This window comes from Niveispirillum fermenti (assembly GCF_048066175.1).
Classification (GTDB): Bacteria; Pseudomonadota; Alphaproteobacteria; order Azospirillales; family Azospirillaceae; genus Niveispirillum; species Niveispirillum fermenti.
On the sequence record NZ_JBLTXA010000005.1, the window covers coordinates 317,208 to 334,059 of the forward strand.

Annotated in this window: 13 protein-coding genes; 6 read left to right on the forward strand and 7 right to left on the reverse strand. The window is 69.4% G+C overall.

What is annotated here, in order from left to right; genetic code table 11:
- Positions 1-7: 7 nt before the first annotated feature.
- From ACM9LZ_RS07730 to bioD, 6 genes are all read right to left on the reverse strand, one after another.
- Positions 8-490 (reverse strand): hypothetical protein, encoded by a 483-nt coding sequence (locus tag ACM9LZ_RS07730; RefSeq protein WP_416618804.1) that lies wholly within the window; start codon positions 488-490, stop codon positions 8-10.
- A 57-nt stretch (positions 491-547) separates the two neighbouring features.
- Positions 548-1,957 carry a hypothetical protein gene (locus tag ACM9LZ_RS07735; RefSeq protein ID WP_416618805.1) on the reverse strand — a complete coding sequence of 470 codons (1,410 nt, stop codon included), beginning with the start codon at positions 1,955-1,957 and terminating at the stop codon, positions 548-550.
- A 116-nt stretch (positions 1,958-2,073) separates the two neighbouring features.
- Positions 2,074-3,081: an asparaginase gene (locus ACM9LZ_RS07740; RefSeq protein ID WP_416618806.1), complete on the reverse strand. Its 1,008-nt coding sequence runs from the start codon at positions 3,079-3,081 to the stop codon at positions 2,074-2,076.
- 141 nt (positions 3,082-3,222) lie between these two features.
- Positions 3,223-4,185, reverse strand: a complete 963-nt coding sequence (locus ACM9LZ_RS07745; RefSeq protein WP_416618807.1) for a diguanylate cyclase domain-containing protein — start codon at positions 4,183-4,185, stop codon at positions 3,223-3,225.
- Positions 4,182-7,901 (reverse strand): PAS domain S-box protein, encoded by a 3,720-nt coding sequence (locus ACM9LZ_RS07750; protein ID WP_416618808.1) that lies wholly within the window; start codon positions 7,899-7,901, stop codon positions 4,182-4,184. Before ACM9LZ_RS07750 ends, ACM9LZ_RS07745 begins: the two co-directional genes overlap by 4 nt.
- A gap of 147 nt (positions 7,902-8,048) precedes the next feature.
- Complete coding sequence (gene bioD, locus ACM9LZ_RS07755; protein WP_416618809.1) at positions 8,049-8,759, reverse strand: dethiobiotin synthase; 711 nt, start codon at positions 8,757-8,759, stop codon at positions 8,049-8,051.
- 187 nt (positions 8,760-8,946) lie between these two features.
- Between bioD and bioB the strand changes: the two genes are divergently transcribed.
- The 6 genes from bioB to ACM9LZ_RS07785 all read left to right on the forward strand — a co-directional run bounded on the left by bioB (position 8,947) and on the right by ACM9LZ_RS07785 (position 15,779).
- Complete coding sequence (gene bioB, locus ACM9LZ_RS07760; protein ID WP_416618810.1) at positions 8,947-9,954, forward strand: biotin synthase BioB; 1,008 nt, start codon at positions 8,947-8,949, stop codon at positions 9,952-9,954.
- Entirely contained in the window at positions 9,951-11,231 is a 1,281-nt protein-coding gene (locus tag ACM9LZ_RS07765) for an adenosylmethionine--8-amino-7-oxononanoate transaminase (protein WP_416618811.1), read from the forward strand. The genes bioB and ACM9LZ_RS07765 overlap by 4 nt, the downstream gene beginning before the upstream one ends.
- Positions 11,228-12,424, forward strand: a complete 1,197-nt coding sequence (locus ACM9LZ_RS07770) for an aminotransferase class I/II-fold pyridoxal phosphate-dependent enzyme (RefSeq protein ID WP_416618812.1) — start codon at positions 11,228-11,230, stop codon at positions 12,422-12,424. Before ACM9LZ_RS07765 ends, ACM9LZ_RS07770 begins: the two co-directional genes overlap by 4 nt.
- Positions 12,421-13,092: an alpha/beta fold hydrolase gene (locus ACM9LZ_RS07775; protein WP_416618813.1), complete on the forward strand. Its 672-nt coding sequence runs from the start codon at positions 12,421-12,423 to the stop codon at positions 13,090-13,092. Before ACM9LZ_RS07770 ends, ACM9LZ_RS07775 begins: the two co-directional genes overlap by 4 nt.
- On the forward strand, positions 13,086-13,844 hold the full coding sequence (locus tag ACM9LZ_RS07780; protein WP_416618814.1) for a methyltransferase: 759 nt from the start codon (positions 13,086-13,088) through the stop codon (positions 13,842-13,844). Before ACM9LZ_RS07775 ends, ACM9LZ_RS07780 begins: the two co-directional genes overlap by 7 nt.
- A gap of 141 nt (positions 13,845-13,985) precedes the next feature.
- Positions 13,986-15,779, forward strand: a complete 1,794-nt coding sequence (locus ACM9LZ_RS07785) for a PHA/PHB synthase family protein (protein ID WP_416618815.1) — start codon at positions 13,986-13,988, stop codon at positions 15,777-15,779.
- A 52-nt stretch (positions 15,780-15,831) separates the two neighbouring features.
- Here the strand turns inward: ACM9LZ_RS07785 and ACM9LZ_RS07790 are convergent.
- Positions 15,832-16,852, reverse strand: a 1,021-nt coding sequence (locus ACM9LZ_RS07790; protein ID WP_416618816.1) for a LysR family transcriptional regulator, incomplete at its 5' end; no start/stop codon positions are given.

Below are 16,852 nucleotides of genomic sequence, written 5' to 3' on the forward strand. Positions count from 1 at the left end.
CCTGGCGTCACGACGTGACCGTGATGAAATCGGACAGCGGCGGCGGCGGGCTGTTCCAATAGCCGAACGGATAATCGGCCGAGCCCATGGGATGCGCCTGCGCCACCTGCCACATGTAGCCGGCCGTATAGGCATCGGCCGACAGGACATAGCTGATGCCGCCCTTGTACAGGCCGGCCGGCCGGTGCCATGTCCCGCTGTACCAGGCCAGGATGATCGATCTGGCCAGCAGGCCCCTCGGTCCCGTGTCGCTCAGTATCTTTTCCACAATCGCCGCGTCACTCATGTGGGTGGCGCGATCGATCTTGAAGACATCGATCAGCAGCTTGTAGACCATGCCGTCGGACCGGGCCGCATTCATGATCTGCAGGTACACGTCGTTGACAGGAAAGGCCGGCTTCAGCAGGCCCGGATCGATACCGGTCAGGACACCCGACAGGGCGATGAAATCATCGATCTCCGCCGGGGTTGGGGGAGTGGAACTGGTCATGTGGGGGCTCTCCGTCGCGCATCGGGGCGTGGGGGTGTGACGGGAACGCGCGCGGGCTCAAGGGGCCGCGCGCTCCAGGATATAGGTGAAGTCGGACGGCGTGCCGGCCGTGTCCACGGCATTGTTGTGGCAGAAGATGCAGGAACTGCTGCTCTGCGGCACGGTGCCCTGGATGTAGGTTTCCATGGTCGTGTTGGCCAGGAATTGCGGGAAGGGGAAGCCCGTGGGGTTGGCCTTGTTGTTCTGCTGCGTCGGCCATTGCGTGCCGATCAGCATATAATGGGCCCAGACCGACCCTTTCAGCGGTGCCTGCCATTTGGCATTCATCTGCTTGTAGGCCTCCACCAGGGCGATCACACGGGTCACCTGGCTCTTGTACCCGTTGGGGAAGGGCTGGACGGCGGGGTTCCAGGGGTGCGGCGGCGGCTTGTTCACGGGACAATCCGCCGGCGAACAGCCGACACGGTAGAAATTGAACGTGTCCGTGGATTTCAGGCGCGCCACATCATCGGCCTGCGGGACGTTGCGCACATGTTCGAACGTGGACCAGACCCATTGCGGGAAGCGCTGGACCTTATTGCCGATATGCAGGCCCACCAGCCCCATCTTCTGCTTCTGGCAGGTATCCTTGTCCGGTGTGGCGCCCTTTGTGTAGACCAGCGCATCCATGGTGTGGAAGGTGGCGGGATCATCGGTGCGGCCCATCACCTTCCAGGCCAGCTTCAGCATGACGGCACCGTCATAGCCGGGGGCGGTGGCCACGGGCTGGCCCGGCGTGACGGACCCCGTCACCAGCCCGCCGGGAAAGGTCATCATCGGCCGGGTGGCATTGGGCGGTGTCTGCGTCGGCTTGTAGGCGGCCTGCCCGGCGCGGGTGTTCAGCTTGTTGCCGATGATGAAATCGTACATCGGCTTGTTGATCAGGATCTGATAGCGGACGTAAAGCCCGTTCTGGTCGATCAGGGGACCGGTGTCGAAGGGCTGGTCGGCCGCCTCCAGCAGATCGGGGGTCTTGCCAACCATGCTCATCATCGGCGTCGTGCCGTCCACCAGCGCCGCGCAGGCGGCCGGCGGCGGCGCCACCTGTCCCCAGGCCGGCGGGTCGGGCGTCATGATGGTCAGCGCATCGGCCCAGCCCTGCCACGCGGCGGGCGCATCACCGCCGGGGCCCGCCCCCTGGCCGATCGCCGTCCGTCCATCCAGCGGCGAGGCGAGCGCCACGAAGCTCTGCCAGGAGAAGGTGTCGAAACTCTGCTGGATCAGCGTCGGGTCGTTCTTGTCGCCGCTGGTCGGCACGTCGCAGGGCATCAGCGGCGACAGGGCCGCCGGGTCGGCGCGCGTGTTTGCGTTGCAGGTCGCCGGCTGGGAATAAGGGTCGGGCGTGCCGGCCGCCAGGGATGCGGCCGGGCCGGACAGCAGCAGCCCCAGGCCCGTCAGGGCCAGGGCCGGCAGGTTGAGCATGCGCACCTTCGTTCCCTCCGATGGATTGGATATACGAAAGGTGGCATGAATAAGGGGATATATGCAAGTTTAGCGTTTAAATGGTTTTATGATTATTCAAACCCTTTGTTGTTGATGTGGAATCATATGAACCCGATTCCGGCCCATGGCGCCATGGCGGGACGTACCGCAGCCGGGCCGCCGCCGGCCAGCAGCACCGTCAGCAGCAGCCGTGCCTTGCGCGCGTCCAGGTTGCCGCCATCGATCAGTCCGCTGGCCAGCAGATGCGCCGCCGTGCCCGTGCCCCGGTAGGTGCCATGCGGGTCGGTGTCGCCCTGGGGACAGCGGCTGACCAGCAGCACCGGCCGGGTCGCGGCAATGGCGGCCAGCGGGGCGGCCAGCGCCTCGGGCACATGGCCGGACCCCATGGCTTCCACCACCAGCCCGCCCCAGGCGGGGTCCTGGAAGGCGGCGGCGTGCAGCGCATCGGCGTCCAGCGTCACCGATAGCAACCCCACACGCGGGATGCGGGCACCGGCCGGCCAGGATAACGGGCCGGGCGCCGGCAGAGGGGCCTGGGACAGGCGCAGCCGGCCTGTGACGATGGTGCCCGCGGGGCCGAAGCCGGGTGATGCGAAGGCCCCGACCCGCCCGGCATCCATCTTGCGCACGAAGCGCGCCGCGTGCAGTTCACCGGCCATGCAGACGAAGGTGCCGGGCAGGTGCCGGGGCAACGTCCGGGCCGCGACCAGCGCGTCGCGCAGGTTGCCGGGCCCTTCCGCCCCCGGCGCATCCGCCGTGCGCATGGCACCCGTCAGCACGATGGCCGCATCGGCCGGGACCAGCAGGGACAGCAGGAAGGATGTTTCCTCCATCGTGTCTGTCCCCTGCACCACAACGAAGGCGCGTGCGCCGGCAGCGTGCCGGTCCGCGATGTCGGCGGCCAGGCCTGTGATGTCGGCCAGGGTCAGGTTCTGGCTGCCCACGGTGCGCCGGGGCACGATGGTTACATCCGCATCGTCGGGACCATCGGCGGTGACGCCCGCCGCCCGCAACAAGGGCGCGCTGTCGGCCGGGCTGGCGCTGCCGGCCACCGAAAGGATTGTGCCGCCCAGAAGGTAGAGGATCGTCGGTCCGGCCTGGCCGTCCATGATAAGGGGGCTCCCCATATAAGCGGAAAGTGGCTTGTTTGTCGGACAGTATGACAAAATAAGACTAAAGGCCAGCGCGCGGGCCGTGGAAACCTGCCGGGCCGGCACCCTCATCCACCGGTGCCCCGCCCCAATGTCTCTTCAGGCGGGGGCGGGATCACCGCCGGCCACACGGTTGCGGCCGCGGGCCTTTGCCTGATACAGCGCGCGGTCGGCATCGGCGACAAGCGTATTGGCATGGGAGGTCCACGCCTCTGTGCCGGCCAGTGGCGGCAGCATGGTGGCGACCCCGATGGAGACCGTGACATGCCCCTTGCCCGGCCGCGCGGCATGCGGCAGGGCAAGGTCGCTGACCGTGCGGCGCAGCCCCTCCGCCATCGTCCGGGCCTGGGCCGGGTCGCACCCGGGCAGCAGCACGGCGAATTCCTCTCCGCCGAAACGGGCGACCAGATCGCCGGCCCGGCGGGCCGTGCCGGCCATGGCGCGGGCCACGGCGCGCAGGCAGTCATCCCCCGCCTGATGGCCATAATGGTCGTTGTAGAGCTTGAAATGGTCGACATCCAGCAGGGCCAGCGACAGCGGCGCCGTGCCGCGTGCCAGACGCCGCACCTCCTGCACCAGCACGGCATCGAACTGCCGGCGGTTGGCGATGCCGGTCAGCCCGTCGATGGTGGCCAGCCGCAGCAGGGCGTCGCTGCGCTGCTTCAAGGTCAGATGGGTGCGCACGCGCGCTTCCACGATGCGCGCGTTGAAGGGCTTGGCGATGAAATCGACCGCGCCCGCCTCCAGCGCCCGCACTTCCGATGCGGCGTCGTTGTGCGCCGTGATGAACAGGATGGGCACGCCCTCCATTCCCGGCATAAGGCGCAGAGCCGCGCAGGTCTCGAACCCGTTCATCCCCTCCATCTCTGCATCCAGCAGGACGATGTCGGGGCTTTCGTCGCGGGCGGCGGCCAGGGCATCGGCCCCGCCCGTGGCGAAGACGACATCACCCAGCCCCGTAACGACCTGGGCCAGCAGACGGATGGTGCCGACATCGTCATCAACGATCAGGATGCGGGATCGCGGTGCGGCACCGTGCGCCATGAAGAGAAGGGCGGTCACAGGGAAAACTCCGCGTCCAGCAGGGCCAGCGCCTCGCCATAGCGCAGCCCGTCAACAAGCTTTGACAAGGCTTGCACCTTGTCGGCGCCCAGCCGATCGGTCAAGGCATGTTCCTGTCTGGACAATATATCCAGGGCTGAAAGACTGCGCGACCGCAGGGAAAGCCGCAGCGCATCGAGGTCCAGCGCGGCATCCCCGGCGGGGACGGCCGGCGGGGGGCGCTGAGCCCTGGGGCGGGCGCGGATGGCCTTGCACAGCGCCTCCATCTCCAGGATCAACCGGTCGGTTGCCGGTCCCAGCTCGCTGTCATGGGGATCCCGGCGCAGCGCGGTTTCCAGCAGCGATGCCTGGCGGCTGATCTCCACGGCGCCGATATTGCCCGCGGCACCGCGCAGGTCATGCAGCTTGCGTGCGGCCTGTTCCCAATCCCCTTCGGCCAGCCTGCCCTTCAGCCGCCCCCCAAGGCTGCTGAACCGTTCGGCGAAATGGTCCAGGACGCTGTCCAGCAGCGCACGGTTGCCCAGCACGCGGCCCATGGCCTGTTCCAGGTCGATGCCGGGAATGACGGGGGACGCGGCCGGCTGCTGTCCGGGTTCCGGTGCCGGCTCCTGGCCCCCCGCCGGCGGGGCCTTGGACCCGGCATCCCCGGCTGTACCGGAAACGCGGACAGCACCAGCCAGCCAGCGGCGCAGGGTGGACAGGAGTTGCTCTGGCGCGAAGGGTTTGGGGATGTGGTCATTCATCCCGGCGTCCAGGCAGCCCTGCAATTCGCTTTCCTGCACGGCCGCCGACAGGGCCAGGATAGGGATCGCCTGACCGTTGGGCAGGGCGCGGATGGCACGGGTGGCCTCCAGCCCGTCCATGCCGGGCATCTGCACATCCATCAGGATCAAGTCGAACGCCGCACGGGTGACGCAAGCGATGGCCGCGGCCCCGTCATCGGCCAGATGCACCTCGGCACCGGCCTGCTGCAGAAAGCCGCGTGCGATCATCTGGTTCAGTTCGTTATCCTCCACCACCAGGATGCGCGCACCGGATAGGACATCGGCAGCGGCGGGAGCCGGTGGCAGCGGGGCCGGATCGGCGGCGACGGGCAGGCTGAGATCGATGGTGAAGCGGCTGCCCTGGCCCTGCCGGCTGTCGACACGGATGCTCCCACCCATCAGCACAACCAGCCGGTAGGTGAGCGCCAGACCCAGCCCGGCGCCGCTATGGTTGCGCTGGTGGCTGGCGTCGCCGGGGTTGAAGGGCTGGAACAGGCGGGCCGTCTGGTGCGCGCTCATCCCGATGCCGGTATCGCTGACCTGGATGGCAAGCCCCACCCGGCCGCCGGCGCGGCCCGTCTGGCGTACCCCGATGGCGACGGATCCGGTGTGGGTGAACTTGGCGGCGTTGCCGACCAGATTGTCCAGGATCTGGCGCAACCGCCTGGCATCACCCGTGACATGACCCGGAAGGGCCGGGTCCAGGTCCAGTTTCAGCGCGATGTTGCGGGCCTTCAGGTCCGGTGCGACCTGGTCGACGACGCCGTCCAGCGGGTCGCGCAGGCGGAACGGCTCGTCATTCAGCCGCAGCAGGCCGGCATCGATGCGCGAATAATCCAGGATGTCGTTGATGATGGCCGAAAGGGCCGTGGCGGACCGCAGAATATTGCCGGCCAGCACATGCTGGGTACTGTCCGCAGCCGCCTCGCGCAGCAGCAGGTGGGACGATCCGACGATGCCGTTCAGCGGCGTGCGGATCTCATGCCCCATATTGGCCAGGAAGGCGGATTTGGCCCGCGCCGCCGACTGGGCGGCGGTCAGCGCCTCACGCAGGCGTTCGGCCACCTGCCGCTGGGCCGTCAGGTCGCTGATGACGGCCAGATAGCCCGTGACGGTCCCGCCGCCGTCCCGCAGGGCCGTGGCGGCCAGCAGCACGGGCACGCGCAGCCCGTCCTTGCGCAGCAGGGTCCATTCCCGTGTATCCGGCCCGCCCTGTCCGGCCCCGGCCATGAAGCTGCCGGGGCCCTGTGCCGGGTCGATCCGCCGGGCCGACAGCTCGGCCGGGTCGCACAGCATGGCTGGTGTCGCCTTGCCCACCAGTTCCCCGGCACTGTGACCCAAAAGCCGCTCAGCGGCCGGGTTGAACAGGCTGATCGTGCCCGACCGGTCGGTCGCGATGATGCCGGACCCGGCATGTTCCAGCACGGCGTTGCGCAGAGCGGCCAGGGACTCGATCTCCTGCGTGCGGTCGCGCACCTGCTGTTCCAGCCGTGCGTTCAGCATCCGGATGTTCTGCTCGGCGGCGACCTGCCCCGTGATGTCACGGATGATCATGGCGGCGCCCGACACCCGGCCCTGGTCATGGACCGGGCTGATAGACACGCTGACATCGATGATGCGGCCGTCGGTATGCCGGCGGCGGGTGGTGAGGTCCAGCACGGGCGTGCCGCGGATGACCTGGTTCAGCGCATCCGCCTCCTCCCCCGCCAGGGCCGGGGGGACGATCAGATCGGTCGTGGCCCGGCCCAGGGCACGATCGGCCTTGATCCCGAAAAGGGCGGCGGCGGCCGGGTTCCAGCTTGTCACCTCGCCGTCGCGCGACAGACCGATCATGGCGTCGTGCGCACTTTGAACGATGGCGCCCAGCCAGGCGTCGCGAGTGCGTGAACGCCGGCTGCGCTGCGCCGACCCCCGCCAGAAACCCAGCAGCAGGCCGACCACCCCGATCAGGATCACCCCGAAGGTGACGACCCACAGGCGCGCAGTCTGTACGTCGGTTTCGATCATGGCATCGGGGACCGCCACGGCAATGGTCAGGAAGCGGCCGGGGTCATTGTCGTCCAGCGCCACACGGTGACGCACGGCATGCACGAGGCCGTCCGGCGTCTCGTAGCTGACCATGGCCGATCTTTCGTTCAAGGCATCCACGGGACGGAACTCTTCCGTCCAGCGGTGGGGCTGTCCGAAGGCCCAGCCGAAGGTCTGTGCGGCATCGGGATGGATCAGGAAATCCTCCCGCGCGTTCATGGCATAGAAACGCAGTGAGGGGTTCAGGTCGGCCGTTGCCTCCGCCATCAGGCGGCGGGCGTCGATGGCGATGACGAGGACGCCATACATGTTCCCGTCCGGGCCGGGAACGGCAAGGGCCACGCGCAGCAGCGGCAGGCGCGGCAGATCCACCGCTTTGTTGCGCCTTGCCAGCTCCAGGTCGGATACGAAGGCGTCCCGGCGGTCGCGGTGCAACAGGTCTGGTATCAGATAGGCATCGCCATCCCCGCCATCGGCCATGCCCATGTCCATGTCCGAGGCATCAACACGCACCAGTTCGGCCCCGGTCGCCGTGGCGATGTAGCTGATGCGCACCACGCCCTGCCGCGAGGCGACAAAGCCGGAGAAGATGGCGCCGAGCCGCTTTCGCCATAAATCCGCGCTGCTGTGCTCCTGTTCGTCGAACCCGTTGCTGGCGGCGGCACGGGCAAGGCCGGCCACGGGGGGCGTCAGGGACATGAAGCGCACCTGACTGCGCCAGTCATCGATGGTGCGGACCATCTGGTTCGCCCGCTGCTGGGCCAGAACGCGCAGACGCTGTTCCGTTTCCGCCAGGCGCTTTTCCCGGACGGCGTGACCGGCCAGCCCCGCCGCCGCCAGAACCAGGAACAGCAACCCGCCCACCAGCAGCAAGGTGAGGCGGGGGCTGACCCCTTCCTCGTCGATACGCCTCAGAAAACGCACAACACCATCCCCCGCATCCGGTGCCACGCCCCGGCCGCCAATCGTCCATGATCACTACCCATGGTCACAAGGTGGCGCGAAAACACGTCGAAGGGTAGATATCCGGTGGGCTAGGATCGGGTTTCGAAAATGTCGACCGCCCCCCAGTCAGGCGCCGGCCGCCAGCAGGCCGGCCAGCCGCCGGATGGCGGGATGGTCGGCGCCGTCCTGCCCGGCGGCCAGCCGTGGCAGCGCCACGGCCGGCACATCGGGCAGGAAGGGGGCCAGCGCCGCCAGCGTGGCATCCACCGGCACGGTGGCCCCCGGGGTGGTGCCCGGCGTTTCCGAAAGGACAAGGGCGGCAACCCGCAGCCCGCGCCCGGCCAGCACGGCATGGGCCGTCAGGATATGGCTGATGGTCCCCAGATAGGTGCCGGCCACCAGCAAGGCGGGCAGTCCCAGGTCGCCCATCCAGTCCAGCACGGTGCGACCATCATCCACGGGCGCCATCACGCCGCCCACCCCCTCGACCAGCAGCATCCCGTCGGTGCGGGCCAGCCGGCGGCGGCAGGCGGCCAGGACGGCCGGATAATCCACCTGCCGCCCTTCTGCCCGTGCCGCCATGTTGGGTGCCAGGGGGGCGGCGAACCGCCAGGGCGACATGCTGTCCAGGTCGGCCTGCGACGACGGGTCCCGGCCCAGGGCTTCCAGCAGCACCGCCGGATCGCTGCCGGCCGGGTCGGCGGGGTCGATGCCGCTGACCAGCGGCTTGAACGCATCGGCCGGCACACCGGCCGCGCGCCAGTGGCGCAGCAGGCAGCTTCCCACGAAGGTCTTGCCGATATCGGTGCCGGTGGCGGTGACGAAAAAGGCGGGCATGGGCTTTCCCTCCGAAACAGGTCACGGCATTCATGGCGATGACGGGGCGCGCCGTCATCTTCCCCTGCGCTCAACCCTGGCATACGTCATTTGACGGATCAGCGGTGAAACAAGTCTGTGCGGGCCACGTAACAGCCATTATACCACTACCCGGAACTTCGACCGTCCTTGTGGGAAGGGAACAGACATGAGCATCGCGTCCTTCGCCGAACACGCCGCCCAGGCCGGCAATCCGATCCGCACCGATTGGACGCAGGCCGAAGTGGAGGCGCTGTTCAACCTGCCCTTCATGGACCTGCTCTATCGCGCCCAGACCCTGCACCGGCAGTTTTTCGACCCCAACGAGGTGCAGATTTCCACGCTGCTGTCGATCAAGACCGGCGGCTGCCCGGAGGATTGCAACTACTGCCCGCAATCGTCGCAGTTCGATACGGGCCTGAAGGCATCCAAGCTGATGCAGGTGGAAAAGGTGCTGGCCGAGGCGCGCGCCGCCAAGGAGCAGGGTGCCTCGCGCTTCTGCATGGGGGCCGCCTGGCGCTCGCCCAAGGACCATGATCTGGAGACGGTCTGCGCCATGGTGGAGGGCGTGAAGTCCATGGGCATGGAGACCTGCGTCACGCTGGGCATGCTGCGCCCCGATCAGGCGCTGAGGCTGAAGGATGCGGGGCTGGATTACTACAACCACAACCTGGACACCTCGCCCGAGCATTACGACAAGGTCATCACCACCCGCACCTACCAGGACCGGCTGGACACGCTGGATGCCGTGCGGTCGGCCGGCATCAATGTCTGCTGCGGCGGCATCATGGGGCTGGGGGAAGGGCGGTCGGACCGGGCGGGCCTGATCCGCACGCTGGCCACGCTGCCGCAGCATCCCGACAGCGTGCCCATCAACCTGCTGGTCAAGGTGGAGGGCACGCCGCTGGATCAGGCCGACAGTGTCGACCCCATCGAATTCGTGCGCACCATCGCCGTCGCCCGCATCACCATGCCGGCCTCGGTCGTGCGCCTGTCGGCGGGGCGTGAGGACATGAGCGACGAGATGCAGGCCCTGTGCTTTGCCGCCGGTGCCAATTCCATCTTCTACGGCGAACGCCTGCTGACCACGCCCAACCCGGCACAGCAGCGCGACGGCCTGCTGTTCGACAAGCTGGGCCTGCGTCCCATGCAGGTAGAGGCGGGCGGCGAGGAATGACGGGGCCGCTGTCCGCGCCCGGCTGGCTGACGGACGGGATGCGGCATGTCTGGCTGCCCTATTGCCAGATGAAGCATGCCGACCCGCCGCTGCCCGTCGTGGCGACGGCGGGCACCCGCCTGCATCTGGCCGATGGGCGCGAACTGATCGACGGCATCGCGAGCTGGTGGACGGCCTGCCACGGGTACAACCATCCGCACCTGCGTGCCGCACTGGAGCGCCAGGCGGCGACGCTGCCGCATGTCATGTTCGGCGGCCTGGCGCATGAACAGGCGTTGGTGCTGGCCCAAAGGCTGGCGGCACTGCTGCCCGGCGATCTGGAGCGCGTGTTTTTCGCCGAAAGCGGGTCGGTCGCCGTGGAGGTCGCCATGAAGATGGCGACGCAATACTGGCTGAACCGGGGGGAGCGGGGCCGGACCCGCATCCTGTCCTTCACAGGCGGCTATCACGGTGACACGATCGCCACCATGGCCGTGTGCGACCCCGAAGAGGGGATGCACAGCCTGTTCACCGGCCTGCTGCCCGAACATCATGTGCGCCCCCTGCCGCGCGACCCGGACAGCCTGGCGGCGCTGGAGGCGTTCCTGGAGCGGCACGCGGGGGAGATCGCGGCCATCCTGGTGGAACCGCTGGTCCAGGGTGCCGGCGGCATGCTGTTCCATGATGGCGCGGTGCTGCGCCGCCTGCGGGACTTGGCCGACCGGTACGGGCCGCTGCTGATCTTTGACGAGATCTTCACGGGCTTCGGCCGCACGGGCACGATGTTCGCCTGCGAGGCGGCGGGCGTGGTGCCCGACATCGTCACCCTGTCCAAGGCGCTGACGGGCGGCACGCTGCCGCTGTCGGCCGCCGTGGCGCGGACGCGCGTCTTCGATGCCTTCTGGTCCGACGACCCCATGGCCGCCCTGATGCACGGCCCCACCTATATGGGTAACGCGCTGGCCTGTGCGGTTGCCAACGCCTCGCTGGACCTGTTCGAGCGGGAGCCGCGGCTGGCCCAGGTTGCCGCCATCCATGGCTGGCTGTCGGCGGGGCTGGAACCGTGCCGCGGCCTGCCCGGCGTGAAGGATGTGCGCACGCTGGGTGCCATCGGCGTCGTGCAGATGGAGCGGATCGGCGACCTTCGCGCGCTGAAGCGCCGGCTGGTCGCAAAGGGCGTGTGGGTCCGGCCCTTCCGCGATATCCTTTACCTGACGCCGGCCTTCACGGCGACGCAGGAGGATGTGATGCGGCTGTGCGGGGCCATCACCGATGTCGTGCGGCAGGGTGTGCCATGACCGGCCCCGCCGGCCTGCTCGACATGGCGGCGGCGGCGGCGCTGTCCGCGCTCGACAGGGCCGGCCGGCGGCGCGTCCTGCGTGCCTATGACCGCGACGGCATCCGGCTGCGCCTGCCCGACGGGCGCGTGCTGGTCGATGTGGCCTCCAACGATTATCTGGGCCTGGCGCAGGACCCCGGCATCATCGACCGTGCTGCGGAATTCACGGCCCGGTACGGCGCAGGCAGCGGCGCCTCCCGCCTGGTCTGCGGCACGCTGACGGCGCACCGGGAGGTGGAGGAGAAGCTGGCCGCCTTCCTGGGGACGGAGGCGGCCCTGCTGATCGGCACGGGATATCAGGCCAATGCCACCCTGCCGGCCGCCCTGGCCGAACTGCTGGGCGGCGATGTCGATCTGCTGGTCGACCGGCTGGCCCATGCCAGCCTGTTGCAGGGCTGCTTCGGCCAGGGGCTGAAGGCGCGGCGCTTCCGGCACAATGACCTGGACCATCTGGAGGATCTGTTGCGCACCTCCACGGCGGCCGCCCGGATGGTGGTGACGGAATCGGTGTTCAGCATGGATGGCGATGCGGCCGACCTGGGCGCGCTGCTGGATCTGGCCGACCGCCACGGCGCGCCCGTCTATCTGGACGAGGCGCATGCCATCGGCGTGCTGGGGCCGCAGGGGCGGGGGCTGGCCGCGCATTTCCCCGGCCGGGTGGCCGTCACCATGGGCACGCTGGGCAAGGCGTTCGGCGGGTTCGGCGCCTATGTTGCCGGTTCGCGCCTGCTGATCGATTATCTGGTCAACCGCTGCGGCGGCGTCATCTATACCACGGCCCCGCCGCCGGCCGTGCTGGGCGCCCTGGATGCGGCGCTGGACGTGATGCCTTCACTGGACATGGAGCGCATGCGGCTGGCCGGCATGGGCGATGCCGTGCGCATGGCCGTGCGCGGCGCCGGATATGACACGGCGGCCAGCAGCACGCAGATCATCCCCGTCATCGCCGGTGCCGAACAGGCAGCGCTGGACCTGCAGGCGCTGCTGGAACAGGCGGGCTTCCTGGCCGTGGCCATCCGCCCCCCCACCGTGCCCGCGGGCACCGCCCGGCTGCGGCTGTCACTGTCGTCCGCGCTGGACGACCAGACGGTCGGGCAGTTGCTGGGCGTCCTGACCTGCCTGCCGCCGCGGGGGATGGACGGGGTACCATGACAGGGCCGCTGCTGCTGTTCGTCCATGGCTGGGCCGGCACGCCCCGCCTGTGGGACCCCGTCCGCGCCGCCTTGTCGGCGCGCGGGGTGGACTGCGCCGATATGGCCTGTGTCGACCTGAACGGGCTTTACGGGACGCTGCCGGCCGGCGGCATCCGGTGGGACGGCCAGGGCGATCATGAGGGCCGGCCCGTCATCGGCATCGGCCATTCACTGGGCAGTGCGCTGCTGCTGGCCCATGGGCCGGTGCTGGCCGGGTTCGTGGCCCTGAACGGCTTCACCCGTTTCACCAGCGCGCCGGACTTTCCGGCCGGCACCCCTCCGCGTGTCCTGGCCCAGATGCGCCGGCGGCTGCTGGCCAATGCGCCCGCCGTGCTGGCCGATTTCCACGCCCGCGCCGGCCTGCCCCCACCCGCCGGCCTGCCGGGGGCGGATGTGCTGGCATCCGGGCTGGACCTTCTGGGCGGGATCGACGCGCGGACGGCGCTGGCCGCGCTGGACGTGCCCTGGGTGGCGCTGGGCGGTGCCGATGACGCCATCGTGCCGCCGGACCAGTCGCGCGCCAGCTTTCCCGCGGTACTTTTGGTGCCGGGTGGCGGCCATGCCCTGCCGGTCCTTCAGCCGGACCTGTGTGCTGCGCATATCCTGTCGGTGGCGGCACGATGCTGAAGCCCGCCGACAAGCTGGCCGTGGCGCGGCGCTTCGGGGCCGCCGCCGCGCAGTACGACGCCTCGGCCCGGGTGCAGGCCCGCATCGCGCAGGCCATGGCCGACCGGCTGGCCGCCCTGGCCCTGCCGCCCGCGGCACGGGTGCTGGAGATCGGCTGCGGCACGGGCCTGCTGACGGCGGCCGCCCTGGCCCGGCTGCCCGGCGTGGGCGCCTGGCTGGCCAGCGACATCGCGCCCGCCATGGCCGGCGCCTGCCGTGCCCGCCTGGGCGGCGATCCGCGCCTGATGGCCGCCGCGATGGACGGGGAAGTGCCGGCCGTGACCGGTCCGTTCGACCTGATCTGTTCCAGCCTGGCGCTGCAATGGTTTCCCGATGCCGGGGCGGCGCTGGCCCGCTGGCGCGGATTGCTGCGGCCGGGCGGGGTCCTGTGCGTGGCCACGCTGGGGGCCGGCACCTTCAGCGAATGGCGGGCGGCCCTGGCCATGGCCGGGGCGCCGGCTGCGGGGCCGGCCTATCCCGATGCCGCGACGCTGGCCGGCTGGCTGGGGCCGCAGGGCCGGGCGGAGCGGCAGGGCTTCGTGGAACATCACCCGGATGCGCGGCACTTCCTGCTGTCGCTGCGGGGCATCGGGGCCGATTACGCCCCCGGCCGCCTGTCCGCCCCCGTCCTGCGCCGCGCCATGCGCGCGCTGGAGGCGGCGGGGCCGGTCGGCGTGACCTATGATGTCTGCTGGCTGACGGTTCGCGGGTAACAAAGCGTCGCCGGGGTGACGGTGTGAAAACAGGCATCCCATCGGCCTGCTTTTCGGCCTGCCTTGACGCAGGTCATGGCCGGGCCATTGTTCCGCTGCCACAATGCCGGTGTCATGCCCGTCCGGAAGGGAGATGCCGCCATGCCCGATGGACTGTCCACGCCACCCGTTCCCCCCTGTTCCGACGGGGAAGGGGAGATGCCGGCCCCCGCCGGGGCCACCCTGTCGGTGCTGGACCGGCTGGTCCATGCCTGGATGGGGCGCCTTTCCGGGTCCATATCCCCGGCCGCGCTGGCGCTGGCCTGGGCCGACTGGGCCATCCACCTGTCGGTTTCGCCCGGCAAGCAGGCCGAGCTGGCCCACAAGGCCGTGCGCAAGACGGCGCGGCTGGCCCAGTATGCGGCCCGCTGCTGCGGTACGCAGCCGGTGGGCGGGCGCTGCATCGAACCCCTGCCGCAGGACCGCCGGTTCGAGCATCCCGACTGGATGCTGCCGCCCTTCAACCTGATCCATCAGGCGTTCCTGTTGCAGCAGCAATGGTGGCACAACGCCACCACAGGCGTGCGCGGCGTGGAACAGGGGCACGAGGCGGCCGTCACCTTCACGGCGCGGCAGTTGCTGGACATGGTCTCCCCCACCAACTTCCCCATCACCAATCCCGAGGTGCTGCGCACCAGCGTGGAAGAGGGAGGGCAGAACCTGGTGCGGGGCTGGCGCAACTGGATGGAGGATCTGCGCCGGCAGGCCGGCGGCCAGGGACCCGCCGGGGTGGAGGATTTCAGGGTGGGGGAGAATGTGGCCATCACGCCGGGCCGCGTCGTGTTCCGCAACCGCCTGATCGAACTGATCCAATACGCCCCGGCCACGGGCGGGGTGCGGCCCGAGCCCGTGCTGATCGTGCCGGCCTGGATCATGAAATATTACATCCTGGACCTGTCGCCCGACAATTCGCTCATCCGGCATCTCGTCTCCTGCGGCTATACCGTCTTCTGCGTTTCCTGGAAGAACCCGGATGCCGGGGACCGCGACCTGTCGATGGAGGATTACCAGCGTCTGGGGGTCATGGACGCGCTGCGGGCCATCGCGACCATCGTGCCCGGTGCGCGGACGCATGCGGTGGGCTATTGCCTGGGCGGCACGCTGCTGTCCATCGCCGCCGCCACGATGGCGCGCGACGGTGACGACCGGCTGGCCAGCATGACCCTGCTGGCTGCCCAGACGGATTTCACCGAGGCGGGGGAACTGACCCTGTTCATCGATGAAAGCCAGCTCACCTATCTGGAGGACGGGATGTGGAGCCAGGGCTATCTGGACACCACGCAGATGGCCGGTGCGTTCCAGTTGCTGCGGTCCAACGATCTGGTCTGGTCACGCATGGTGCGCGAGTATCTGCTGGGCCGGCGGGAGCCCATGTCCGACCTGATGGCCTGGAACGCCGACAGCACGCGCATGCCCTATCGCATGCACAGCGAATATCTGCGCCGGCTGTTCCAGCACAATGACCTGGCCTCCGGCCGTTATCGCGTCGATGGCCGGCCCGTGGCGCTGTCGGACATCCGCGTGCCCGTCTTTGCCGTGGGCACGGAGACCGACCATGTGGCCCCCTGGCGCTCCGTCTATCGCGCGCGACTGCTGCTGGATACCGACCTGACCTTCTGCCTGACCAATGGCGGGCACAATGCCGGCATCGTCAGCCCGCCTGGCCATCCCCGCCGCCGGCACCGGATCGAAACCATCCCCCATGGCCAGCCCTTCACCGATGCGGAAGGCTGGCTTGCCGCCAATGAGCCGCAATCCGGGTCCTGGTGGCTGTCCTGGGTGGAATGGCTGGACGCGCATTCCGGCCCGTCCGTGCCGCCTCCGCCCATGGGCCGCCGCGACGCCGGCCTTCCGCCGCTGGACGCGGCACCGGGCCGGTATGTCCATGGCCGGTAGACAGGCGGGGTCGGTAGACAGGCGGGGCCAGCCAGCCGGATTGCCGGATCCGCTATGCCGCCTGTGCCGACAGCCAGGCGGTGAAGGCGGACAGGGCGGGGCCGGGCATCCGCGATTTGGGCCAGGTCAGCCAATAGCGCCCCGTGCCGATCCGCGTGGGGAAGGGCTGGGTCAGCCGCCCTTCGGCCAGCAGCCGCGCGAACAGCATGACGGGGGCCAGGGCCACCCCATGCCCCTGCAATGCCGCCTCCACCATGATCCAGGAACTGTCGAAGACGGGGCCGCGGATGGGCGGGCAATCGCAGCCGGCCGCCGCGAACCAGGCCGGCCATTCGTCGGCGCGGTAGGAGCGCAGCAGCCGTTCGCCCGCCAGATCGGCCGGCCGGTGCAGACGGGCCGCCATGGCGGGCGTGCAGAGCGGCGCCATCGGCGCCTCGAACAGGGGTGCTGCCTCCATCCCGTGCCAGGCGCCGTCGCCAAAGCGGATGGCGGCGTCCAACCCCTCCGCCTGGATATCGACACGGTTGTTGTTGGTGGACAGCCGCAGGTCGATGAAGGGATGGGCGGCCAGGAAACCATCCAGGCGCGGCAGCAGCCATCCCGCCGCGAAGGTGCCCACCACGCCGACCGACAGCATTTCCGTGACCGGGCCGGTGTCGAACCGGTGCAGCAGCCGGGCAATCTGGTCGAAACTGTCGCGCAGGCCCGGCAGCAGGGCCAGCCCCTCATCTGTCAGGGCGAGGCCCCGGGGCAGGCGGCGGAAAAGCGGCACGCCCAGCCGCGCCTCCAGCCCCTTCACCTGATGGCTGATGGCGGCCTGCGTCACGCAAAGCTCGATCGCGGCGCGGGTGAAGGACAGGTGGCGGGCCGATGCCTCGAAGGCGCGCAGGGCGTTCAGCGGCAGGTGGGGACGGGTCATGGCGGGACGGCCATCCAGGGGGGCGGTGGTGGAAACTATCCCCGATCGATAGGCCGGCCCGCCCCCGGCCGCAATTAAAAATCCCCCGCCCGGCGGGCCGGGCGGGGGTTCAGGCTGGAACTGCCCGATGAAGGTGTTCGGAAGGGTTGGAATG

What these genes read in the sequence shown, in the direction of transcription:
- ACM9LZ_RS07765 (WP_416618811.1), top strand. Translation starts at nt 9,951, where the DNA reads ATGACGGGGCCGCTGTCCGCGCCCGGCTGGCTGACGGACGGGATGCGG.
- bioD (WP_416618809.1), bottom strand. Translation starts at nt 8,759, where the DNA reads ATGCCCGCCTTTTTCGTCACCGCCACCGGCACCGATATCGGCAAGACC.
- ACM9LZ_RS07775 (WP_416618813.1), top strand. Translation starts at nt 12,421, where the DNA reads ATGACAGGGCCGCTGCTGCTGTTCGTCCATGGCTGGGCCGGCACGCCC.
- ACM9LZ_RS07785 (WP_416618815.1), top strand. Translation starts at nt 13,986, where the DNA reads ATGCCCGATGGACTGTCCACGCCACCCGTTCCCCCCTGTTCCGACGGG.
- ACM9LZ_RS07740 (WP_416618806.1), bottom strand. Translation starts at nt 3,081, where the DNA reads ATGGACGGCCAGGCCGGACCGACGATCCTCTACCTTCTGGGCGGCACA.
- bioB (WP_416618810.1), top strand. Translation starts at nt 8,947, where the DNA reads ATGAGCATCGCGTCCTTCGCCGAACACGCCGCCCAGGCCGGCAATCCG.
- ACM9LZ_RS07780 (WP_416618814.1), top strand. Translation starts at nt 13,086, where the DNA reads ATGCTGAAGCCCGCCGACAAGCTGGCCGTGGCGCGGCGCTTCGGGGCC.
- ACM9LZ_RS07770 (WP_416618812.1), top strand. Translation starts at nt 11,228, where the DNA reads ATGACCGGCCCCGCCGGCCTGCTCGACATGGCGGCGGCGGCGGCGCTG.
- ACM9LZ_RS07730 (WP_416618804.1), bottom strand. Translation starts at nt 490, where the DNA reads ATGACCAGTTCCACTCCCCCAACCCCGGCGGAGATCGATGATTTCATC.